Raw genomic sequence first — 22,681 nt, forward strand, 5'->3', positions numbered from 1 at the left:
GTAAGCCTCTTTTGTCGGCGGACTCCCAACGCACGGCCTGTCCACCTCGCCAGCTCGAGAAGGCCCGCCGGTCGTGACTTGGCGGCGAGCTCGGGTTCAAGCCCTACGGCTCCCGGCGGATGATCGCTCCCAGACCCGTCAACTTGACCTCGAACCCATCGTAGCCGCGGTCGATGTGGTCCGTCCCCTTGACCTTGGACACTCCCTCGGCGGCCAGACCGGCGATGACCAGGGCCGCCCCACCTCTCAGGTCGGGGACGGTCACTTCGGTCCCTGACAGACTATCCACCCCTTCGACCACGGCGGCCCGCCCCTCGACCCGGATCCTGGCGCCCATCCGGGTGAGTTCCTCGACGTGGTTGAAGCGCTTGTCGAAGACCGTCTCGGTGATCAGCGAGGTCCCTTCGGTCACGCTCATCAGGGCCATCGCCTGCGGCTGCAGGTCGGTCGGGAAGCCCGGGTAGGGCAGGGTCTTGAAATCCACCGACCGAAGCCGCCCCGAGGCCCTGGCCTCGAGGGTGTCCCGGCCCTCGCGGATCAGCAGACCGGCTTCCCGCAACTTGGCCACCGCCGATTCGATGTGGTCCTCGACGATGTTGGCCAGTTCCACGCACCCACCGGTGGCGGCCACGGCGGCCAGCATCGTCCCCGCCTCGATGCGGTCCGGGATGACTGAATGCTCCGCGCCGTGCAGGCGCCTGACCCCGTCAATCCGGATGGAGTCCGAACCGGCTCCCCTGACCTGAGCCCCCATCGAGTTGAGGAAGTTCTGCAGGTCGACGATCTCCGGCTCGCGGGCCGTGTTGCGGATGATCGTCGTCCCCTCGGCCAGGACGGCGGCCATCATGATGTTCTCGGTCGCGCCGACGCTCGGGAAGTCGAGATGGACCTCGTTCCCGGTGAGGTTTGGAGCCTCGGCCTCGATGCGGCCATAACGCTCCCTGAACCTGGCCCCGAGCGCCGAAAGCCCCCTCAGGTGAAGGTCGATCGGTCGCGGGCCGATGGCGCAACCACCCGGGTAGGTCACCGTCACCCGGCCCAGCCGACCGAGGAGGGGCCCCATGACGAAGATGGACGAGCGCATCTGGCCCATCAGGTCGCTGGGACCGATGTGCGTCCGGAACTGCCCTGCCTTGGTCGAAATGCTCCGCCTGCGGCCCCCTTCGGAGGTCCGGGTCTCGACTTCGACCCCGAGGTACCGGAGGATGTCGAGCATGACCGTCACATCGCGCAGTTCCGGAACCTCATGGATCAGGCACTCCTCCGGACAGAGCAACGCCGCGGCCAGGATCGGCAGGATGGCGTTCTTCGCCCCACTGATCCTGACCTGCCCCGAAAGCCGGTGCCCGCCCTCAATAACAAAAGAGCCCACATGGCCACCCCCGATGACGCACCACCTGAACGGCTGCCCACTATCATACGCGGGCCCACCGGGATTGTGAGCCAGAGTGGCGGGCGCTCCCCGGAGACGAGCGGCTAGGGGCCCTGGAGCACGCGGAGCAGTTCCGGTCCTAGGTTGGTGACGTTGCCGGCACCGACGGTCAGGACGAGGTCTCCGGGTCGGACGTCGCGGGCAAGGGTCTCGACGAGCTCTTCGCGATGGCAGTGGTAAGAGACGTGCTTGTAGCCGGAGGCCGCGACCTGATCCAAGATGGTCCGGCCGCTGACCCCCGGGATGGGCAGTTCCCCGGCCGGGTAGATGTCCATCAGATAAAGCTGGTCGGCCGCGGTGAAGGCCCCTCCGAACTGGCCGGCCAGGTGCTGGGTTCGAGTGTAGCGGTGGGGCTGGAAGACGCAGATGACCCGACCATATCCGAGCTGGCGGGCCGACCGCAGGGTGGCGGCGATCTCCGTGGGATGATGGGCGTAATCGTCGACGATGGTCACCCCGCGGGCCTCCCCGACTTTCTGGAAGCGCCTCTCCGCGCCGGTGAAACCCTTGAGGGCCGTGGCGATGTCCACGAAGCTGAGCCCGGCCTCGAGGCCGACGGCCACGGCGGCCAGGGCATCCTGGACGTTGTGCCGACCGGGGACGGCCAGCTCCAAACGGCCCAGTTGCTTCCCCCGCAGGTAGGCCGTACAGCTCGTCCCGATCCCGCGCAGCCCGATGGCCGAGGTCGTCAGGTCGGCCTTCTCATCCAGCGCGTAGGTGACCTTGCGGCCGCCGTGGCGACCGCCGATCTGGCGGACCCATTCGTTGTCGTAACCCAGGACGGCCAAGCCGGCCTGAGGCAGGCGCCGCAGGAACGCCTCGAAGGCCTCGATGATGTGGCCCAGGTCTCCGTAGTGGTCGAGGTGGTCGGCCTCGATGTTGGTGACCACCGCGATCACCGGGGACAGGTCCAAGAAGGAACCGTCGCTCTCGTCGGCCTCGGCCACGACGTAGGCCCCGCGGCCCAAGGCGGCGTTGGTGCCGAGGTCGCGGACCTCCCCGCCGACGACAAAGGTCGGGTCCAACCCGGCGCCCTCCATCATCAGGGCGATCATCGACGAGGTCGTCGTCTTACCGTGGCAGCCGGCCACCGCCACGCCGCGGCCGGTGCGCATGATCTCGGCCAGGACCTCCGCTCTCCGCCGGATGGGCAGCCCCGATCGACGGGCCGCGTCCAACTCCTCGTTCCCCGGCCGGATGGCCGAAGAAACGACGACCACGTCAGGGCGATCCCCCCCAGCGGGCCCGGCCAGGTTATCGGCCCGGTGGCCGAGCTTGACCTCGGCCCCCATCCCGGTCAGGCGGCGGGTATTGGCCGACGCGGCCAGGTCTGAGCCACTCACCCGGTGCCCCATCTGCAAGAGGACCTTGGCGATGCCGCTCATCCCCGACCCGCCGATGCCAATGAAGTGATAGTGGCTCAAGGTGACTCTCCTTATCGCAACGCGGTCACGGTCGGGCCATCGCGGCTACCGACGCCGGCGGTTGAGGACCAGGGAACGGATCTCCCGCCCGATCTCGGCCGCCGCCGACGGCCGACCCATCTGCCTCGAAGCCCCGGCCATCTCCCCCAGCCTCCCCGGGTCGTCCAGGATGGCGCCGACCTGTCGCGAGAGGACCTCCCCGGTCAACTCGGAGTCGGCGATGATCGTCGCCGCTCCGCGAGAGGCGAGCGCCCTGGCGTTGAACTCCTGATGATTGTGGGTGACGTTGGGCGACGGGACGAGGATCGCCGGAATGCCCAGGGCCGTCAGTTCGGCCAGGGTGATTCCTCCGGCCCGGGTCAGGGCCAGGTCGGCGCAGGCCAGGGCGGCGTCCTGTTGGTAAAGGTAGGCCACGAGGACGAGGCCTTCCAACCGGCCCGGGTCCACTCCCCGCTGCCTCAGCTCTTTGAGGGTCGCTTCGTGGTGGGCCGTCCCGGTGGCCCAGACGACCTGGAGATCCCGCCGGGCCAGGAGCCCCGGCAAGGCCTCGACCATCGCTCGGTTGAGGGTCTCGGCGCCCCGGCTGCCGCCGAAGACGAGGAGGGTCCGCCGGCCCGGGTCGAGGCCCATCTCGGCGATGGCCTCCGGTCGCTTCTTGTCCATGATCTCAGTCCGGATGGGGTTGCCGGTGACGACGACCTTCCCCGGAGTCGCGAAATGCCGGCGGGCTTCCTCGAAGGGCACGGCGATCCGGCTGACGAAGCGGGCCAGCATCCGGTTGGTCAGCCCGGGGAAGACGTTCTGCTCCTGGATCAGCGTCGGCAACCCGGCCAGTGACCCGGCCAGGACAACCGGTCCGCAGACGTAGCCGCCGGTCCCGACGACGACGTCGGGCTTGAATCGCCGGATGATCAGCCAGGCCTGAAGAACGGCTCCGGCCGCCTTGCAGGCCCCGGAAACCCGCTCGGCGGGCGACTTGCGCAAGAGGCCGCTGACATCGATGGTGGCAAAGACCAGACCCGTCCGGGGGACGAGGTCGGCCTCCAGGCCGTGTTTGGTCCCGACGTAAAGAATCTCGCCCTTGGGGTCCTGTTCGGCCAGGACCTTGGCGATGGCCAGGGCCGGGTTGACGTGCCCGCCGGTGCCCCCCCCGGCGATCAGAGTGCGCAAGGACCCACCGCCTTGAACGAATGGCCGGCCGCCGGGCGCGACCTAGACCACCGAGTACTTGGAGATGTTCAGGAGGACCCCCACCCCCATCATCGTGAAGACCAGCGACGACCCGCCGGAGCTGATGAGCGGCAGGGGGATGCCGGTGATCGGCAGAGAGGCCGTCACCACGCCGACGTTGATGATCAACTGGAGGGCGATCATCACCGTCAGGCCGGCCGCCAGGACGCTGGAAAAGGAGTCGGGGGCGGAGATGGCCACCTTGAAGCCGCGCCAGATGAGGAAGAAGAAGAGCACCAAGATGGCGGCGGAACCGATGAAGCCGAGTTCTTCGGCGATGATGGCGAAGATGAAGTCGGTGTGGGCCTCCGGCAGGTAGAAGAGCTTCTGCCGGCTACGGCCGAGGCCGACCCCGAAGAGACCGCCTGAACCCAGGGCGTAAAGGGCTTGGATGATGTGGTACCCGGTGTCGCTGGGATCCGCCCAGGGGTTGAGGAAGGCCAAGAAACGCCGCCGCCGGTACTCCTCACCGAAGATCAGGGCCCCGAGCACGGGCAGGGCGGCCAGGGCCAGCCCGCCGAGGTGGGCCAGGTTGGCGCCGGCCGCGAAGAGCATCAGGAAGACCGTGCCGGCCAGGGCCACCGAGGTCCCCAGGTCGGGCTCCATCATGATCAGGGCCCCGGCGACCCCGAGGATGGCCAGGGTCGGCATGATGCCCCGCCAGAAGTCGATGGTCCGCCCCGCCGACCGCGACGACTCGGGAGCCCGCCACGGATCGGCGGACCGCCGCGGTCCTCGCGTCAGGAAATGGGCCAAGTAGATGACAATGGTCAGTTTGGCCAGTTCGGACGGCTGGATGGCGTAGGTGCCGAAGCCGACCCACCGCCGGGCCCCGTTGATCTCCCGGCCGATTCCCGGGATGAGCACGATGACCAGCAGGAAGAACGATCCGAGGATGATCGGCGTGGCGTACCGGCGCAGCACCCAGTAGTCCACGTTCATCATCACCATCATCGCGGTTATGCCAACGACGGCCCAGGCCAGCTGGCGCTTAAGGAAGTAGTAGGCGTCGTTGTACTGCGTCTCGGACCTGACCGAGCTGGCCGAGAAGACCATTACCAGGCCGATGGCCAGGAGGGCCATGACCACGGCGAAGATGGCGAAGTCGGGGCTGCGCTTACGACGGGCCAACGGTCACCGCCCCTTTCGAACCAGCGCCACGCCGGACGATTCCCACCCGGAGTCTTAGCCCCAGTTGCGGAGGCCCAGGAAGCCGACCACGGCGAAGATCGTCGCCAGGAGCCAGAAGCGCGTCGTCACTTGGTTCTCCGTCCACCCGGACAGCTCGAAATGGTGGTGCAGCGGGGCCATCAGGAAGACCCGCTTCCCCGTGGTCCGAAAATAGAGGACCTGGATGATGTCGGACAGGCCCTCGATGACAAAGAGCCCGCCGGTGATGACCAGGAGGAGTTCGGTCTTGCTCAGGACGGCCAGGGCCGAGAGGGCTCCACCGAGGGACAGCGCGCCCAGATCGCCCATGATGACGCGGGCCGGATGCAGGTTGTAGACCAGGTAGCCGAGACAGGCGCCGGTGATGGCCAGGGCCACCAGGCCCAGCTCGACACGATCGAGGGCGAGGGCGATCACGGCGTAGGCGGCCGAGGTGATGACCATCGCCCCCCCCGCCAGCCCGTCGACCCCATCGGTCAGGTTGACCGTATTGGCCGTGGCGATGAGGAGGACGGTCACGAAAACGGGATAGAAGTAGCCGAGGTTGACGACGATGCCGGTGAAGGGGACGCCGACCGTCGGCGGCAGCCCGGCGAGATTGGTCGCCCCCAGGCTGAGGACGATGGCGATGAGCATCTGACCGAGCAGTTTCTCCCGGGCCTTCAAACCGAGCGGCCGGTGGAGGACGACCTTCCGATAGTCGTCGACGAGGCCGATCGCCCCGAGGGCCAAAGTAGTGAAGAGAACCAGGAGGACGGGCACGGTCAGAGGGACGAAGGCGACGGTCCCGACAACGACCCCGAGGAGGAAGATGAAGCCACCCATGGTCGGGACGCCGGCCTTCCTGAGGTGGGTCCGCGGTCCGTCGCTGCGAATGCTCTGCCCGACCTTGAGGCGTTGCAGGAAGCGGATGATGGCCGGCCCCGCGGCGACGGCGACGACGAAAGCCAGGCCCGGGGCCAGGATCAATTTCTCCATGAGGACCACTCCCGATGACCGGTTGACCTTGCTATCCGCGGGCCAATGAGCCGCGGAGGGCGGCGACGATCTCCTCCATCTTCATCCCGCGCGATCCCTTGACCAGCACGGTGTCCCCGGGACGAAGGACGGCCATGGCCGCCGCGGCCGCCGCCCGGTTGTCCCCGCAGGTGGTAACCCTGGCCGGGTCGAGGCCCGCCGTCACCGCCGCCCGGCCGATGATCGCCCCGAGGTCCCCGACCGTGACGAGGTGGTCGACGCCGGCCTCGCGGGCCGCCAGACCCACCTCTTCATGCCCGGCTTCAGCCGCCGAACCGAGCTCGAGCATCGTCCCAAGGACGGCCAGCGAACGGCCGCCGACGGAGAGCTCCCTGAGGATCTCCAGGGCCGCCCGAGTCGAGGCCGGTCCAGCGTTGTAAGTGTCATCGATAATCGTCACGCCGCCCTCGTGATGGACCTCCAGACGCATGGCCGTGCGCCGCGGCTCCGCCAGACCGGCGGCGATCTCCGGCATGGTCATCCCGAGGGACCGGCCGACGGCGATCGCCGCCAGGGCATTGCCCACGGTGTGAAGACCGGGAATCGGTACGGTGACCTCGTGAACGCGCCCTGGGTCATCGCCCGCCAGGGCAACGGTCACCCTGACCCCCTCTTCCCCACGGGTCTGGAAATCGACCGCCCGCACCTGGCAGTCCGTCCCTCGGCCGTAGTAGACGACCGGGGCCGCCGAGCGGTGGGCGACCTCCCGGCAGCGCGGGTCATCGCCGTTGAGGACGGCCAGTCCGTCCGGGGGGAGGGCCTCAATCAGTTCGGCCTTAGCCCGGGCAATGTTCTCGACCGAGCCGAGGAGTTCCAGGTGGGTCAGTCCGATGTTGGTGACGAGGCCGACCGAGGGCTTGGCAATCCCAGACAGATAAGCGATCTCGCCGATCCCTCGCATGGCCAACTCGAAGACGGCCGCCTGATGATGGCGCTCCAATTCAAGAACGGTCAAAGGGAGGCCGACCTCGGTGTTCAGGTTCCCCTCCGTGGCCAGGGTGTCGAAGCGCCGCTCGAGAACCCCCGCGACAAGGTCCTTGGTGGTGGTCTTACCGACGCTCCCGGTCACGCCGACAACCGGGAGTCTGAACCGTTGACGGTAGGCGGCCGCCAACTTGCCAAGGGCGGCCACGGCCTCCTCGACGACGATGACCGCCGCTCCCGGCGGACCCTCGACCGGCCGTTGAACCAGAGCCCCGGTCGCCCCCCTGGCGACGGCCTCGGCGACATAGGCGTGACCATCCACCCGCTCGCCGGGGATGGCCACGAAGAGGTCGCCACCCTTGACCTTCCGGCTGTCTGAAGCAGCCCCGGTGAAGACCGCGTCGGGCGGCCCGGCGACCAGGCGCCCGCCGCACGCGGCGGCCGCCTCGGCGGCCGTGAAGCGTACCTCCCGGGCCTGGCCCTCGACCATCGGGCCCTCCCCGCCTCCGCTCATTTCGTCCTTTCCCCCAGGGCCTGCCTGGCCACTTCCCGATCGTCAAAGTGGATGGTCCGGTCGCGAAAGATCTGGTAGGTCTCGTGGCCCTTGCCGGCGATGACGACGACGTCGTCCTTCCCGGCCCGGGCGACGGCCTGGCGGATGGCTTCCTCGCGGTCGGCCGTGGTCGTGTAACCCCACCGCGGCGGCCGGGTCTCGAGGCCGGCCTCGACCTCGTGGATGATCGACATGGGGTCCTCACTCCGGGGGTTGTCGCTGGTGATGATGGCACAATCGGCATAGCGTCCGGCGATGTCGCCCATGATCGGCCGCTTCTTCCGGTCGCGGTCGCCGCCGCACCCGAAGACCAGGATGACCCGGCCCCGGGCCAAGTCGCGGGCCGTTTGAAGCAGGTTCTCCAGACCGTCCGGGGTGTGGGCGTAGTCGACGATGACCGCGAAGTCCTGGCCGGCGTCGACCCGCTCGAAGCGACCGGGGACGACGTCCGCACGGGACAGGACCTCGATCATCTCCTCCGGGGCGAGGCCGTCGGCCAAGCCGACGCCCATCGCCGCCAGCGCGTTGTAGGCGTTGAACCTCCCGGTCAGCTGCAGCTTCAGGGGTAGGCGGCGGCCGCCCGCCTCGATCACCAAGCTGACCCCGGAGGCCTCGACGATGACGTCGTGCCCTCGGAGGTCGGCCGGCTTGGTCAGGGAGTAGGTGATCACCGGGACCCTGCAGGCCCGGACGAAGAAATCGTGGTTGGGGTCATCGGCATTGATCACGGCCGCCTTGGGCCCCGCCTTCGGTCTCCCGACGTAGGTCTCCCCGAGCATCGCGAAGAGCTTGGCCTTGGCCTTCATATACTGCTCGAAGGTGTGATGGAAGTCCAGGTGGTCCTGGGTGACGTTGGTCAGGACGGCCACATCGAACTCACAGGCGGCCACCCGGTGCAGCTCGAGGGCGTGCGAAGAGACCTCCATGGCCGCCCCGTACGAGCCAACGTCGACCATCTGCCGGAATAGGAGTTCGAGGTCCGAGGATTCGGGGGTGGTCCGTTCGACCGGGCGGGGCAGGTCGTCGACGATGTTGTGGATTGTCCCGATCAGACCCACCTTGCGCCCCCTGGCTGAGAGCAGTGAGCGAACAAGGTGAGTGGTGGTCGTCTTGCCGTTGGTCCCGGTCACCCCGATGACCTTCAGGTCCTTCGACGGATGGCCGTAGAATTCGGCTGAGCCCAGGGCCAGGGTTCGCCGCGAACTCTCGACCCCGACCACGGTGACCCCGGCCGGGATGGCCGGGACCATCACCGCCGGCTTCTCGATGAAGACCGCCCGAGCCCCCTTGGACAGGGCCTGAGGGATGAAGTCGTGGCCGTCGCGGACGAAGCCCTGGATGGCGAAGAAGGCGCCGCCCGGCTCGAGCCGCCTGGAGTCGTAGGCCAGTCCGGTGAGGTCGATGTCGACCGGTCCGGTCACCTTGGCCGGGCCAATGGCCTGCAGCATCCGGCTCAACTGCACATGGATTCCCCCTGCGGGCAATGCCCTATCCCCTAGTGTATACGTAATGTACCGGTTTTATCAAGGAGTCGGCCATTGGAACAGCCATTGGAGCCGCCCGCGGTTGACCGGCTTACGGCGGCGGCGGCTCGAAGCGGGCATTGACAATCGACCCGCGCGGGACCTTCACTCCAGGCCTGGGGTCCTGGGCCTTGGCCAGACCGGTCCCGGTCGGGTTGATCTTCAAGCCGAAGGACCCGAGAATCTCACCCGCCTCGCGAATGGTCTTCCCTATTACCGACGGCACCAAGACCTCGCTGGTTCCCGTCTGGCCGGAGTCCGTCCCTGATCCTCCCCCGGTGCTGCCGACCCTCAGGATGATCGTGGTCCCGGCCGGGACCTGAACGCCGCCCGGCGGGGTCTGCTCGTAGACGCGGTCCCCATCCCCCTCGACCCGCCACTCCAGGCCTCTCTGGTGGAGATCGTTCTTGGCCTTGGCCAACTCGCTCCCGACCACATCGGGCACGCCGACGGAGGTCTTCGTGTCCGCCGGGGCCTTGGCCGGGTCGTAGCTGATCGGAATCTCGAGGTAGCGGTACGCGTCGCGCATGATCGCCTGGAAGACCGGGCCGGCGACCTGGCCGCCGAAGTACAGACCGGTCGACGGTTCATCGACCACCACCAGGACCAGAAGGCGAGGGGTATCGGCCGGGCCGTAGCCGATGAACGAAGCGATGTAGGAGTCTGAGGAGACCCGGCCGCCGACCGACTTTTGCGAGGTGCCGGTCTTACCGGCCAGGTGATAGCCTTCGATGAAGGCGGTCTTGCCGGTGCCCTCTTCAATCACCCGCTCCATCGCCTGGCGCAGCTCGCGGGAGGACACCTCGGTCATCACCCGGCGGACCTCGGTCTTGCCAATGGTGGCCACGGTCTTCCCCTGCGGGTCGCGAATCTCCTTCACCACGTGCGGCTTGACCAGGGTCCCCCCGTTGGCGATGACGCTCATCGCCGTGGCCATCTGGATCGGAGTGACCGTCAGGGTCTGGCCGAAGGACATCACCGCGGTGTCCACGGGCTTGGCGTCCTTCTGGGCCGGCATGATGGCCTTGGCCTCACCCGGCAGGTCGATCCCGGTCAGGTCCATGAACCCGAAGGCCTGAAGGTACTTGTAAAACTTGTCGGTCCCCAGCCGGTTCAGGCCGACCTGGACAAAGCCGACGTTGCACGAGTTCTTGATGACATCGGAGAAGGTCTCCGCTCCGTGACCGCTGGCCTTCCAGCAGTTGATGGTCGCGCCCGGGACCTTGACGAACCCAGGACAGTAGAAGGAATCCGTCATTCGCACGACGCCCTCTTCGAGGGCGGCCGCGGCGGTGACCGGCTTGAAGACGGAGCCGGGGTAGTATGTGTCCGAGACGGGGATGATCCGTCGGTTGGCGGCCGGGTAGTCCTGCCAGTGGTTGGGGTCGTAGTCGGGCCGCTGAGCCAGGGCGAGGACCTCACCGTTGTTGGGGTCCATCACGATGACCGTCCCTGAAGCCGCTTGGTGCTCGAGCATCGCCTTCTCCAGGTCCCGCTCGGCGATGAACTGCAAGGTCTCGTCGATGGTCAGGACAAGGGTGTCCCCGTCGACGGGTTGGAAGTAGCGGTAGTTGGCATCGGGGATCTGCCGGCCGCGGGCGTCGTACTCGCCGACCAACCGCCCCGGCTCGCCCTTGAGGTACTTGTCATACTGGTACTCGAGCCCGCCAAGGCCCTGGCTGTCGATGCCCGAGATGCCGATGACCGACGAGGCCAGATTGCCCTTGGGGTAGAACCGTTTCGACTCCTGGGTCAGGGCGATCCCCTCGAGCTTGCCCTCTTTCTTGAGGGCCTTGATCTTGTTCGAGGTCTCATCGTCGACCTTCCGCTTCACCCAGACGAAGAAGGTCCTCTTCTTCAGCTCAGTCAAAAGGCCGTTCTCTTCCAGCCCGAGGATCCCCGCGAGGAGCTTGGCCGACTCCTCGGGGGCCTTGACCTGGATGGGGACGGCGTAGACCGAATCGACGTTGACGCTGATCGCCAGTTCTTTGAGGTTCCGGTCGAGGATGGCCCCACGGCGGGCCTCGATCGGCGTGTCCCGAGTGCGGGCCTCGTCGCCCTTGGACCGCAGCTCCTCCCCGCGGACCAATTGCAGCCAGCCCAGACGCCCGACCAGCAGACCCAGACAAGCCAGGGAAAAAAGAAAAAGAAAGGCTACTCTCTTCCTCATGCTGAAGCCGGGTACGGAACCCAAGGAGCCTTCCTCCTCTTGGGCGGACAGTTCAGTTTATCGAGCTCCCAGCGATGCAAGAGAAGCGAGCTCGCGGACCAAAACGTCACCCCTTATCCTTGGCCCAGCCGTCCCGCGGGTCGGAACCGGCGCATCAGTCCCAACTGCCCGCGTTGGCCTGGCGAACGGTGGTCAGCCAGCGCAGGATGCGGTGGAAGGTGTCGGCGATGACCTTAGCCGCCGGCTGGGCGGAGGCCTGGGCCACGACCAGGCCGGCCGTTTCCTGGGCCGGGCCCTCATCCATGGGGGCCTTGGCCGCTTGACTCCCGCCCGCCAGGTCGGTCCGGAAGCCATAGGCGTTGGCGTCGGCGGCCACGGTTACGGAGGCGAATCGGAAGGTGTCCGGTTCTTTCATCCTAAGCTTGGAGGTGGCCACGGCGCGGATCCGCTCCAGGCTTTGGGCCTGGGCCAGTTGCAGTTCGAGGGACTCCCTATCCCGCTGGAGCTGGGCCAGTTGACTCTGGAGTTGATCGATTTGATACCCTTCCCTGACCGTGCCAAGGGCCCGGGCGGCGATGCCGAAGGCGACCACAAAGCAAAGCACAAGGCACAGGAGGTAGAGCGCCGGCAGACTGAAAGCTAGTTTTCGGCCTGCTACCCGCTCTCTCCTGTTCCCGGTGACCAGCCTCCGGCGGGAAAAGTCTCTTTGTCCCCGTGCTAGTTCCTCTGCTGCAATCAAGGAATATTCGCCTCCCGAGGCCGTTAGAACGCGGCCCGAACAGCCCGAAGCTTGGCGCTCCTGGCCCTGGGGTTGCCGGCGACCTCCGGGTCGCTCGGCTCCACCGGTTTCTTAGTCAGTATCTCGAAGCGGCCATCCATTGCCGCCGCCTTGAACGTCCTCTTCACCAAGCGATCCTCGAGGGAGTGGAAGGAGATGGCGACCACCCGACCACCTTCCCGGACGGCCACGAGAGCCGCCCCCAAACCCGTTTCGATGGCCCCGAGTTCACCATTGACGGCAATCCGCAGGGCCTGGAAAGTCCGCTTGGCTGGGTGCGGCCCTCGCCGCCTGGCCCCGGCCGGGATGGCCGCCTTGATCACCTCGACCAAGTCTCCGGTGGTCTCTAGGGGCCGCCGGGCGCGGGCCTCGCCGATGAACTCGGCGATCCTCCGCGCCCAGCGCTCTTCACCGTATTCGTAAAGGATGCGGGTCAGGTCGGCCGGACTCCAGTGGTTGACCACGTCGGCCGCGGTCAAGTCCCGGCTCACATCCATCCTCATGTCAAGGGGGGCGTCTTGCATGTAGCTGAAGCCCCTTGAGGCCTGATCGAACTGTCTTGATGACGCCCCCAGGTCAAATAAGACGCCGTCCACGGAAGGGATTGCCCGAGACGCAAGGACCTCGGATAACTCGGCGAAGTTGGCGTGAACCAAAGTCGCCGACGAGCCGGCCGGGCTCCCTAACTCCATTTCGTCCCTGGTGACCGGGTCAGGACTTGGGAGCCATCCCTGGCTCACTAGTCTCTCGGCGGCTATCGCTAGTGCCCCGGCATCCTGGTCGATGCCGATGAGCTTTCCGCCAGGCCCGATCCTGGCCAAGATCTCGGAAGTGTGTCCTCCCTCGCCCAGGGTGCAATCAACATAGATGCCCCCGGGACGGCAGTCGAGAAACTCGATGGCCTCCTTCAACAAGACCGGCTGGTGGTAGCCTCCCTGGTCGACCGTCACCGGCTCCCCCTCGGGGCCTTCCCCACCGCTCTCATCAAATCCCGATGTCCACGATTTTCTCGGCGATTTCTTCATATGATTCTCCCGCCTTACGGCGGAAGCTCTCCCACTCGGCCTTGGCCCAGACCTCGACGCGGGTGGCCACTCCGACGATGACCACGTCCCGCTCGATCTTGGCATGCTCCTTGAGGTTGGCCGGGATGATGACCCGCCCTTGCTTGTCAGGCTCAGCGTCGGCGGCTCCGGAGAAGAACATCCGGGAAAAGGCCCGAGCGTCGGCCCGTGTGAAGGGCAGGCCCTTCAGCTTTTCCTCTAACTTCGCCCACTCGTCATCCGGGTATACGAAAAGACAGCTGTCCAGGCCGCGGGTGATGGTAAAGTGATCACCCAGCCGCTCCCGGAACTTGGAGGGCATCGTCAGGCGATTCTTTTCGTCCAGCGAGTGCTCGAATTCGCCTTTGAACATGACCCTCCACCTATCGGTCCGACCGGCCGTGGGCGGCCGGGGCCCTTAAAGAGAATCGCGGCGCCAGGGGCAAATGGGGGTTTTCAAGCAAGGGGTTTTGGCGTCGCGGTGCGAAACCTTCGGTGTCCGTGGTTGACCCGAGGGCCCAAACCTCAGATCCGGCGGGGGCGGGTCCGGTTCTGACCGGTCCCGGGGACCTTCCCCACTTCTACCCACTTTCACCCACCAATGCCTATTTTTCTCCATGCCAGTCTCGACTCCTGCTGGCCGGGGAAGAAAATTTTCCATTTGCGTAGGGGCCGTTCCAATGCCGGTGCGGAAGGCCAGCCCCCTGTAGATGTGAAAAGCCCGACTGTCAATTGACAGCCGGGCTTCTTGTCCTCGTCGGCTTTGACTGAGAAGCTTCTCCTCCACCGGCGGTGGTGCAAACGCACGTTCGTCAAGCCTTGGCCAAGCAGGGCTACTCTAGCGCAGGCGCGGGTCCGAGCGTTCGGCCAACCCGTCGGCCAGCAGGTTGAACCCGAGGATGGTCAGGGCGATCAGGAGCCCCGGGAAGATGGCCATCCAGGGAGCCTGGTAAAGGAAGTTCTGGGCCTCCTGCAGCATCAACCCCCAGCTCGCGGCGGGCGGCTGGACGCCCAGGCCGAGGAAGGACAGGGCGGCCTCGGCCAGCACCGCCGTGGAGAAAGCGATACTGGCCTGGACGAAGAGGGCCGGGGCGGCGTTGGGGAGCAGGTGGGTCCGGACGATCTGCCAGTCGCCGGCCCCGATCGACTTGGCCGCCTCGATGTAAAGCTGCTTCCTCAAGGTGATCACGAGACTCCGGGTGAGCCTGGCAAAGGCCGGGACCTCGGCGAGGCCGATGGCCACGGTCACCTGATGGAGGCCGGGACCCAGGGCGGCCACCAAGGCCAGGGCCATGATCAAGGGAGGGAAGGCGTAAAGGCCGTCGATGAAGCGCATGAGGAATTCATCGAGTGGTCCGCCTCGGAAACCGCCGGCGGCCCCGAGGATGACCCCGAGGGCGGCGGCGATGGCCGCCACGCCCAGGCCCACCTGGACCGCCGAGCCGGCCCCCTTGAGGACCCGGCTGAGGGCGTCCCGCCCGAACTGATCGGTTCCGAAGGGGTGGTTCAAAGAGGGCGGGGCGGCCCGCTCGGAGAGATCCATCCGCTCCGGGTCGTGAGGGGTCCAGACCGCCCCGAGTCCCGCCAGGGCGAGGACGATCGAGACCAGGATCAGCCCGACGACGAGGTTCAGGCAACGACGCCGGCCAAGCTGGAACGGGGCGCCGGCGGGCCGCCCGGGGCGAGGTCGGTTGAGGTCGAAACGGCCGATCATCCCCCGTCCCCCTCCCCCACCCTGGTCCGTGGGTCGATGACCCCGTAACTGAGATCCACGGCCAGGTTGATAAGGGAGACGATAAGCACGAAGAAAACGACCAGCCCCTGGACGAGGGGCAGGTCGCGGTCGGCGACGCCGAGGAGCAGGAGGGTGCCCAGGCCCGGCAGGGCGAAGACCCGCTCGATCACGACGCTGCCGGCCAGGAGCGCTCCGACCTGCAGGCCGGCCGTGGTCAGGACGGGGATGACCGCGTTGCGGAGGCCGTGGCGAAAGAGGACGCCGGCCTCGGTCACGCCCTTGCCCCGGGCGGCCTGGACGTAGTTGGCCGAGAGGGCTTCACCCATCGCGGCCCGGGTCAACCGGGTCAGCACGGCCGCCCGCCCGACGGCCAGGGTCAGGGCGGGCAGGACGAGATAACCCAGTCCGGCCAGGAAGCCCTCCCCCGAGCCGGCATAGCCACCGGCCGGGAAGATGTGAAGGCCGAGGGAGAAAGCCATGATCGCCATGATTCCCAGCCAGAATCCGGGGACGGCCAGGCCGAGCTGCAAGAAGAAGGTGGCCGCCCAATCGACTCCTCGGCCGCGGCGGGCCGCGGCCAGGACGCCCAAGGGTACCCCGATGAGGGCGGCGACAAAGATGGCCATCGCCGCCAGGGTGGCCGTCAGGGGCAGGCGGCTGAGGATGAGGGTCAATACCGGCTCCTCGTAATGGACCGAGCGCCCGAGGTCGCCCCGGGACAGCCCGCTGAGCCAGCCGAGGAAGCGCACGCCTAAAGGCCGGTCGAGGCCCAGTTCGGCCCGGACGGCCTGGATCGACTCGGGCGACCCTTCGAGGCCGACGATGACCGCGGCCGGGTCCCCAGGCAGGATATTGAAGACGAAAAAACTGAGGGTCGAGGCGATGAGGACGGTCAGGACAAGTCCGGCGAGGCGCCTCATCAGGGCTTGGATGGTCAATCGTTGGGCCTCCGGATGACCGGCCGGCCTTGACGGCCGGCCGGTTATATGGCGTCCGGACTGCTACTTTCCCTTGGACACCCCGCGCAGGTCGTAGATGTCGATGGGATAGACCTGCCACCCCTGGACGGCCTTGTTCAGGCCGACCACCTGCATCGGCGACTGGAGATAGACGGCCGGACACTGATCGGCCAGGATCTCCTGAGCCCGTCGGTAGAGCTGCTTGCGCTGGTTCGGGTCGGACACGGTGGCCGCCTGGGCGATGATCTGGTCGTATTCGGGATCCGAGAAGTTCATGTAGTTCTCTTTGCTGGTACTGACGTATCGATTCAAGAACGGGTCCGGGTCGAGCCGCCCGGTGTGGCCGATGACGGTCAACTCGTAATGGCGACCGCTGTAGACTTCCTTAAGCCAGGTGGCCCAGTCGATGACCTTCAGGTCGGCCTGAACCCCGATCGCCTTGAGCTGTTCGGCCACCACCTGCCCGGCCTTGCGGTGCAGCATGTAGGGCTCAGGGAGAATGATCGTCGTCTTGAAGCCGTTCGGCCAGCCGGCCTCGACCAAGAGAGCCTTGGCCTTGGCCACGTCCTGAGCGTGTCTGGCCGTGAGGTCGTTGTACCAATCGCTCGAGGCCGGCATGTGGGTGGCGATGGGCGTCCCGTAACCCCAGACCGAGCCGTCGATGACCGCCTTCCGGTCGACGGCTAGGGCGAGCGCCTGCCGGACCCGGACGTCGTCAAAGGGCTTCTTCTTGTTGTTGATCGCCATCAGCTGTACGGCGTTCATCGGCACCGCCAGAAGCTTCAGGCCGGCGTCGGCCTCGACGTCCTTGGCGTTCTCCGGCGGGACATCCGGGACGACGTCGACCGTCCCCGACTTGAGGGCCATCAGCCGGGCGGCCGGGTCGGGGATGACCTGGAAGACCACCTGATCGACCTTGGCCGCGCCGCGCCCGAAGTACTGGTCAAAGCGCTCCAGGACGACCTCCTGGTCCTTCTTCCACTCGACAAACTTGAAGGGTCCGGTGCCGACGGGCGCCGTGCTCATCGTCCCGGCCGCTTCCTTGGGGACGATGGCCGCCCAGCCCATGGCCAGGTTGGACAAGAAGGAGGCCTGCGGCGCCTTGAGGGTGATGGTCACCTGGGCCGGGCCGCTCACCGCCACCGAGGCCACGGCGGCGAAATCGGCCGCCCGCTTGTTGGCGCCGGGGTCGCGGATCTGGTCGAGGCTCCACTTGACATCCTCGGCCGTCATCTTCCGGCCGTTGTGGAAGAAGACGTCGGGGCGGAGGTTGAAAGTCCAGGTCAGCCCGTCAGGGGAGACCTTCCAGTCGGTGGCCAGGTCGGGGCCCAGCCGTCCGGCCGGGTCCGTCTGGACCAGGTTGTCGAAGATGTTCCGGGTCAGGTTGAAGGTGGCCGCGGCCACCGTCTTATACGGGTCGAGTCCGTCCGGATCGGTGTTGATGGCCACTCGCAGGGCTTGCTGCCGGGCGCACCCGGCCGTTCCGGGAAGGATCACGGTCGCCAGAAACGCCACCACCAAGAGCCCGATCAGGGCTCCGCGCGTCCTCTTGCCGCCGCCCGTCTTTCCCAAGGCGATCCCCTCCTATGCGATTTGAGGGCCAGCGAGGGCTCAGTGCGAGAAGAGTGGCGGCCCGGCCTTGAACAAAAACAGCCTTCCCGCGGGGGAAGGCTGACAAAGCCATGGCCGGCAGGTCAGCTCCCTGTCTCGGTCCGCGGTCGGATCCAAGCATGGCTGTTCCTGAGCTTCGACGAAGCTGCGTAGGCACCAGGGAATAAACTCGAGGTGTAGCCCTCTGTGCTACCCTTCCTGTATTATATCACCGCTCCGGAAGGCTGGAAAGGGTCAAGAAGCGAGGAAACCCCCAGGCGCAAAGGACGGTATGAGCCGGCCTCAGCCAGAAGGGGAAAGCGTGGACGGGCCAGACAGAAAGGAACCCCCGAAGGGGTTCCTCGATTTCACGGCATCACCGCGGCCAACCAGCCAGGACGGAGGGCTACCGTCAAGACCGGCGAACCGCACCTCGGACAGCGTAGGGCTTGAGCCTTCCCACGTTTTTCCTCGCCGACCGGCCCCCGATCCTCCGGGGCCGTTCCCCGGGCAACCTCCAGACCTTGCACTCCGCAGCTCAGACACAAGTACTCAACCGCGTCGACCACCTTCAATGGCGTCGCCTCCTTGGTCTCTTTGGGGTGCCGCTGCTATTCGGTTGTCCTTTACCCTATTCGTCTTTGGCCGGGAGATTCCTTTGGCAAGAGCCGGCCGCTGGGCAAAGGAATATTCACCTTGGACGAACCTTAGAAGAAGAGACCGAAGAAAAGGGACAAACGCGTCGAGGACGGTCGCATCTGGGGGCGCGGGGCCGTGCCGGCTGCTAGCCCGACCGGCCGCCGCGATCACCGTTCCCCTCAGGTTCAGCCCCGAAGAGCATCTCCGGGGCCCCCTCCGGGTCGACCGCCCGGTCCCGCCAGTAGGCCTGGTAGAGCTCCAGGTAAGGCCGGTTGGTGCCGTCGGCCAGGTCCAGCCCGAGGAGGGCGGCCGCCCGGGTGATGGCCCGCCGGGGGCCTTCGATTTCAACGTAATCGCCAAGGAACGGCAAGCGGTCCAGGCAGACAGCGACCTCCCCGAGGTCGAAGGTCTCCCGGACCTTTTCCTTACGCCGCACCGGGAGGTATCCGAGGGCTCCGAGAAGGGCCATCATCCGGTCGAAGTCGGCCACCCCGCACTCAAGCTCCTCCCGCTCGGCGAAGATGGTCCCGCCGGCCGGAGGGCCCTTGTAGGTCAGCACCAACCCCGCTTGATCCCGCCGGAGCCTGAGGACGCGCCCCTCGGCGGCCAGCCGGCCGCCGACCTGGTCGAGGTAGACATCGGCTTCGTGGACCGGCCCCCGGCCTTTGGCGCCGACTTCCTGTAGACGGCGCCGGACGGCCGCCGGGCCGGCCCCCAGCCGGAATTTTATCTCGATCTCCTTGGGCGGTTCGGGCAAGGTCTGCACCCCCGCGAAGTGATTGGTCGACCCATGGGAAAGCGGCAGGCTCGGCCTGCCGCTCGCAGCTTGCTTATCCCTGGGCGGTCGAGGAGTCCCGGGCGGTCCCTTTGGTCCGTCGGTTGGCCCGGCAGTCGATGACCCTCTTCTCGGTGACGACCAGGTCCATCGGGACGTCGAATCGCCCGGGTTTGAGGCTCTCCACCAGCTGGACCTCGAAGGCCAGGGCCACGGCCAGTCTCCCCGGCCTCAGATTCTTCAGGAAGCGGTCGTAGTAACCGCCGCCGTAACCGAGCCGGTTTCCCAGCCGGTCGAAGGCCACTCCGGGCACGAAGACAAGGTCGATGGAGGGCGACTCGAGGGGGCGCAGGGATTCCACCTTCGGCTCGAGGATGCCGTAGTTGCCCAGGGCCAAGTCGGCGGCCGGATCGAGCAGCCGCGACGGGATCATCCGGCGCTCGGCCGGGAAGATCTTGGGGACGGCCACCACCTTGCCCCTCAAGAGCCCTTCCCGAATCAGTCCGCCGCTGTCCACCTCGTGCTTGAACGAGCAGTAGACCATGATCGTCCCGGCCTTCTGGAACTCGGGGAGCGAGGTGGCCAGGGCGACCACGGCTCGCGAGCGGGCGGCCACCTCTTCGCCGGAAAGAGCCTTCCGGCGCTGGAGGATCTCCCGTCGGAGCCGAGCCTTCTCTTCTCGGGTGCCCGTGTTCACCGGCTCACTCGATGACCTCGGAGAAGTAGACCACTGTGACCTGGTCGTCCGGGCCAATCTCCCGGCCATAGATCGACTTCAGGAAGGCCGCGGCGTCGGCCGGGCTTTTCATGTCGGGGTTCTCTCCCGAGAGGTCCTCCGGGGTCAGTTCGGATACCTTCTTCAGGGTGACTCGGTCGACGACCGCCGTGAAGACTTTTTGGCGGGGACGGAAGCGATTACCGTGGGTCACCCAGACCAGGTCCCCCTCGTCGTACTTGGCGCGCTTGTCTCCCAGCCGAATGGTGCAACGCTTGTCGCGGACGACGAGGATGCCGTGGTAGACCGAGGAGTAGAAGTTCAGGGCTTTCACGGGGGTCCCTCCCGAGCGGCGGTTTCGGAATACTATTCAACGGACCGATGGCTAATCCTACCGTGTCCGGAAAAGGTCGAGACGATTAGGACCGGGACCGCCGGACGAGGGGGTGATGGCCGGTCACAGACCGGCGCCCCCGCGGCTTGGCGGGGGCGTCGGAGGGTCGCCGTTCATCCCTGGTCAGCGGCTTAGGTAGTCGACGATACCCTCGGCGATTCCGTCGGCGGCCTTGGCCCGGAAGTCATCATCCTTGAGGGCCAGGGCGTCGTCACGGTTGCTCAGGAAGCCCACCTCGACCAAGACCGAGGCGCTCAGAGAGCTGTTGCGGATGACGTAGAAGTCGGCCGTCTGCAGGCCGCGATTCTGCAGGCCGGTGGAGGCGACCAGTGACGACTGGATGGCCGAAGCCAGGCCACGGTTGTCCGCGGTGTGGCCATTGCCGGTCGAGTAGAACGTCATCGCCCCGCGGACCTGGTTACTCTGGTCGTAGAAGTTGTTGTGGAGGCTGACGAAGATGTCGGCCCCAGCCTTGTTGGCGATGGACGTCCTGACCGCCAGTTGTCCCGCCGCGTTGCCGGGGAAGTACATCCCGGTCCGGGTCATGTAGACCTTCGCCCCGGCCTGGGTCAGAAGACTCCGGACCCGGTTGGCGATAGCCAGGACATTCGTGGCTTCGTCGGAGCCGAACCCAGAGGCCCCGCTGCCGGCGGTGCCGTGCCCGGGGTCAACGACCACGCTCCTGCCGGCCAGGGGTTGTCGGTCCCCGCCGCGCGACGGTTCAGGCGACGGGGTGGGGGCCGGCTTGGGGGCCGGGGTCGGCGCGGGGGCCGGGGTCGGCTTGGGGGCTGGGGTCGGCGCGGGCTTGGGGGCGGTCACCGGCGCGGATGGGGCCTGCGAGTCGGTGGGAGCGGCCGGCTCAGCCGGCGGCGTGACCGACGGCTCCGCGGCCGCCTGCCCCGGGTCGATCGGGGCCCGGCCGGTCCCAGCCAGGACGACGGTAGCCGTCATCAACCAGGCCACCAGGATCGTCGCTCCAACGATTCTCAGATACGGGAGCTGGAGATGCGCCGGGGTCCTCCCCGACGACGCCCGCGCGGGCTTGGCGCGCTTGGGCTCATCGGCCATTGGGTAAGCTACCTCCTTCGTCTGCCTCCGGGGTTAGCTGTCGGGTTAGGTGGAAGGAACGCCTGGCGGACTGGACGTTGACCGCTGGTCATCAGCGCAACGGCGCAACCGCCTTCACCCCGAGTCGCCATTTACGGCTCAAAGCCGCGACGACTGTTTCTCCCCCGTACCGCCAGAGCTTCGGATGACCCAGGATCGCGGTCTCAAGCGCTGGCGGATTCGGCTAGATGGGCTTTCAATTCGACAATCGGGCCAGCTATCCTGCCATTTTTGGCAAACTGGGGGACAGCTGGCTGGTGGTAATTTCGGCCAAATTTAGGGCCCGGGTGACAACTCTTCTCGGCAAGTCAGCGGTCCGCCGGTCCAGACCGGCGGACCAAGTCACCGTTCTGGAACGACCTCCTGTCCGAGCTCCATCCACCACGAATCGTCCTCGTCGCCGAGGCGCCACAGGACCACTCCGCGCAGCCCATAGGTTTTCGCCATCCTGACGCGGCTCAAGAAGGACTGCCCGTCCAGGTACCAGGCCTGGCTCTGCAGGCCGGAACGGGTGACGTACCTGACTTCGGTTTCCGCGGCCTGGACCGAGCGAACGGCGGTTCCCTCGGTCCGGCCCAAGGCCGCCACGTCTCTGCCCCTTCGAACCGCCGCCTGGTCCCCGTCGACCGGCCAATCGTAGGCGAAGGCCGGCAAGGCCAGACTGACCTGGCGCGGCCCAACCCGGGCCAGCAAGGCGTCGAGGTTCCCGGTCAGCCACTCCAGACCGCCCATCGGTCCCGGGCGACTGCCCGGCCAGTGCTCGCCCCATCCTTGGAGGATGATCCAGTCGGCGACCCCGGTCAGGGAGGCCGGATCGATGGGAAACGGCTGCTCGCGCGGAGCCGTCAGGGCCGGGATGACCACGCCGAGGGTCCCGCGGCGCCCCATCGCCCGGCGGGTCTCCTCCATGAGGGCGACGACCTGCGTTTCGACGGCAGCCCCCCCGGTGACCGCGACCGGCGATAAGTCGATGACGAGGCCGTCGTATAGCTCCGTGACCACTACGTCGGCCAGCCTGCCGGCAGTGGACCGGCGGACGGCCGGGGTGGCCAGGTAGGCCGGGGCGGCGCCGCCCGACCCGGCTTGCAGAGTGACCAGGGCCCAGACGCCGGCCTCGATCGATCTGGCAAAGCCCACGGCCTGGCCGTCCAGACCGGCTTGACCGACCCGGCCGCTCTCGTCGACCACATACCAATCAGCCAGGATCCCGTCGACCAGGCCGGAGTTTTCGCTCAAGACTCCGAAGGAGGCCGAGATTGGCAGACCGTCCACCCCTTGGCCGGCCCGATCATAGACGCCAACGACCTCGAAGGCCGAGCGTCCCAGGTGCTTTCGGACCGGCGGGATGAGGCGCATCGCCCCGTGGGGGTCAAGCCCGGGCAGGGCGGCCAGGACCAATAGGGCCGCCAGGCCGAGGGCGACGGTCGGCCAAGCCCGTCTCCAAGCAACGCGTAGACGACGCAAGGGCAACCCTCCTCTTGGGGTTGCCCTTAGTATTACCAG

At 67.0% G+C, this 22,681-nt stretch carries 19 protein-coding genes and 1 riboswitch; all 19 genes read right to left on the reverse strand.

Annotated features, from left to right (window positions below; all coding sequences use genetic code 11):
* Positions 1–103: 103 nt before the first annotated feature.
* Positions 104–1,372 carry a UDP-N-acetylglucosamine 1-carboxyvinyltransferase gene (gene murA, locus VGL40_09965; protein ID HEY3315582.1) on the reverse strand — a complete coding sequence of 423 codons (1,269 nt, stop codon included), beginning with the start codon at positions 1,370–1,372 and terminating at the stop codon, positions 104–106.
* A 104-nt stretch (positions 1,373–1,476) separates the two neighbouring features.
* A complete protein-coding gene (gene murC / locus VGL40_09970; GenBank protein HEY3315583.1) occupies positions 1,477–2,856 on the reverse strand; it encodes a UDP-N-acetylmuramate--L-alanine ligase in 1,380 nt (459 codons plus the stop codon).
* Positions 2,857–2,901: 45 nt separating this feature from the next.
* Positions 2,902–4,026 carry an undecaprenyldiphospho-muramoylpentapeptide beta-N-acetylglucosaminyltransferase gene (murG, locus tag VGL40_09975; protein ID HEY3315584.1) on the reverse strand — a complete coding sequence of 375 codons (1,125 nt, stop codon included), beginning with the start codon at positions 4,024–4,026 and terminating at the stop codon, positions 2,902–2,904.
* Positions 4,027–4,068: 42 nt separating this feature from the next.
* The gene (spoVE, locus tag VGL40_09980; protein ID HEY3315585.1) at positions 4,069–5,217 is read right to left on the reverse strand and encodes a stage V sporulation protein E; all 1,149 of its coding nucleotides are present in this window, start codon (positions 5,215–5,217) and stop codon (positions 4,069–4,071) included.
* A 54-nt stretch (positions 5,218–5,271) separates the two neighbouring features.
* Complete coding sequence (mraY, locus tag VGL40_09985) at positions 5,272–6,234, reverse strand: phospho-N-acetylmuramoyl-pentapeptide-transferase (GenBank protein ID HEY3315586.1); 963 nt, start codon at positions 6,232–6,234, stop codon at positions 5,272–5,274.
* Positions 6,235–6,265: 31 nt separating this feature from the next.
* Positions 6,266–7,711 (reverse strand): UDP-N-acetylmuramoyl-tripeptide--D-alanyl-D-alanine ligase, encoded by a 1,446-nt coding sequence (gene murF, locus VGL40_09990; protein HEY3315587.1) that lies wholly within the window; start codon positions 7,709–7,711, stop codon positions 6,266–6,268.
* Positions 7,708–9,234: a UDP-N-acetylmuramoyl-L-alanyl-D-glutamate--2,6-diaminopimelate ligase gene (locus VGL40_09995; protein ID HEY3315588.1), complete on the reverse strand. Its 1,527-nt coding sequence runs from the start codon at positions 9,232–9,234 to the stop codon at positions 7,708–7,710. The genes murF and VGL40_09995 overlap by 4 nt, the downstream gene beginning before the upstream one ends.
* A 91-nt stretch (positions 9,235–9,325) precedes the next feature.
* Positions 9,326–11,467: a penicillin-binding transpeptidase domain-containing protein gene (locus tag VGL40_10000; GenBank protein HEY3315589.1), complete on the reverse strand. Its 2,142-nt coding sequence runs from the start codon at positions 11,465–11,467 to the stop codon at positions 9,326–9,328.
* A gap of 130 nt (positions 11,468–11,597) precedes the next feature.
* Positions 11,598–12,035 carry a hypothetical protein gene (locus tag VGL40_10005; protein HEY3315590.1) on the reverse strand — a complete coding sequence of 146 codons (438 nt, stop codon included), beginning with the start codon at positions 12,033–12,035 and terminating at the stop codon, positions 11,598–11,600.
* Between the two features lie 170 nt (positions 12,036–12,205).
* Positions 12,206–13,171, reverse strand: a complete 966-nt coding sequence (gene rsmH, locus VGL40_10010; protein ID HEY3315591.1) for a 16S rRNA (cytosine(1402)-N(4))-methyltransferase RsmH — start codon at positions 13,169–13,171, stop codon at positions 12,206–12,208.
* A gap of 34 nt (positions 13,172–13,205) precedes the next feature.
* Positions 13,206–13,637, reverse strand: a complete 432-nt coding sequence (gene mraZ, locus VGL40_10015) for a division/cell wall cluster transcriptional repressor MraZ (GenBank protein HEY3315592.1) — start codon at positions 13,635–13,637, stop codon at positions 13,206–13,208.
* A gap of 465 nt (positions 13,638–14,102) precedes the next feature.
* Positions 14,103–14,978 carry an ABC transporter permease gene (locus VGL40_10020; GenBank protein HEY3315593.1) on the reverse strand — a complete coding sequence of 292 codons (876 nt, stop codon included), beginning with the start codon at positions 14,976–14,978 and terminating at the stop codon, positions 14,103–14,105.
* Entirely contained in the window at positions 14,975–15,937 is a 963-nt protein-coding gene (locus VGL40_10025; protein HEY3315594.1) for an ABC transporter permease, read from the reverse strand. The genes VGL40_10020 and VGL40_10025 overlap by 4 nt, the downstream gene beginning before the upstream one ends.
* 63 nt (positions 15,938–16,000) lie before the next feature.
* Positions 16,001–17,530, reverse strand: a complete 1,530-nt coding sequence (locus tag VGL40_10030; GenBank protein ID HEY3315595.1) for an ABC transporter substrate-binding protein — start codon at positions 17,528–17,530, stop codon at positions 16,001–16,003.
* Positions 17,531–18,332: 802 nt separating this feature from the next.
* Positions 18,333–18,944: a class IV adenylate cyclase gene (gene cyaB, locus VGL40_10035; protein ID HEY3315596.1), complete on the reverse strand. Its 612-nt coding sequence runs from the start codon at positions 18,942–18,944 to the stop codon at positions 18,333–18,335.
* A gap of 73 nt (positions 18,945–19,017) precedes the next feature.
* A complete protein-coding gene (locus tag VGL40_10040; GenBank protein ID HEY3315597.1) occupies positions 19,018–19,659 on the reverse strand; it encodes a 5-formyltetrahydrofolate cyclo-ligase in 642 nt (213 codons plus the stop codon).
* Positions 19,660–19,663: 4 nt separating this feature from the next.
* Positions 19,664–20,011 carry an ASCH domain-containing protein gene (locus VGL40_10045; protein HEY3315598.1) on the reverse strand — a complete coding sequence of 116 codons (348 nt, stop codon included), beginning with the start codon at positions 20,009–20,011 and terminating at the stop codon, positions 19,664–19,666.
* Between the two features lie 183 nt (positions 20,012–20,194).
* Positions 20,195–21,139 carry an N-acetylmuramoyl-L-alanine amidase gene (locus VGL40_10050; GenBank protein ID HEY3315599.1) on the reverse strand — a complete coding sequence of 315 codons (945 nt, stop codon included), beginning with the start codon at positions 21,137–21,139 and terminating at the stop codon, positions 20,195–20,197.
* 7 nt (positions 21,140–21,146) lie between these two features.
* A riboswitch (cyclic di-AMP (ydaO/yuaA leader) is annotated at positions 21,147–21,335 on the reverse strand.
* Positions 21,336–21,520: 185 nt separating this feature from the next.
* Positions 21,521–22,642: a hypothetical protein gene (locus VGL40_10055; protein ID HEY3315600.1), complete on the reverse strand. Its 1,122-nt coding sequence runs from the start codon at positions 22,640–22,642 to the stop codon at positions 21,521–21,523.
* Positions 22,643–22,681 lie beyond the last annotated feature (39 nt).

It is taken from the genome of Bacillota bacterium, assembly GCA_036504675.1.
Lineage (GTDB): Bacteria > Bacillota > Sulfobacillia > JAJYWN01 > JAJZPE01 > DASXUT01.

Bases quoted from the DNA above. Each gene is read 5' to 3' on its own strand.
- mraY (HEY3315586.1), bottom strand. From the start codon at position 6,234: ATGGAGAAATTGATCCTGGCCCCGGGCCTGGCTTTCGTCGTCGCCGTC.
- murF (HEY3315587.1), bottom strand. From the start codon at position 7,711: ATGAGCGGAGGCGGGGAGGGCCCGATGGTCGAGGGCCAGGCCCGGGAG.
- mraZ (HEY3315592.1), bottom strand. From the start codon at position 13,637: ATGTTCAAAGGCGAATTCGAGCACTCGCTGGACGAAAAGAATCGCCTG.
- VGL40_10020 (HEY3315593.1), bottom strand. From the start codon at position 14,978: ATGATCGGCCGTTTCGACCTCAACCGACCTCGCCCCGGGCGGCCCGCC.
- VGL40_10050 (HEY3315599.1), bottom strand. From the start codon at position 21,139: ATGGCCGATGAGCCCAAGCGCGCCAAGCCCGCGCGGGCGTCGTCGGGG.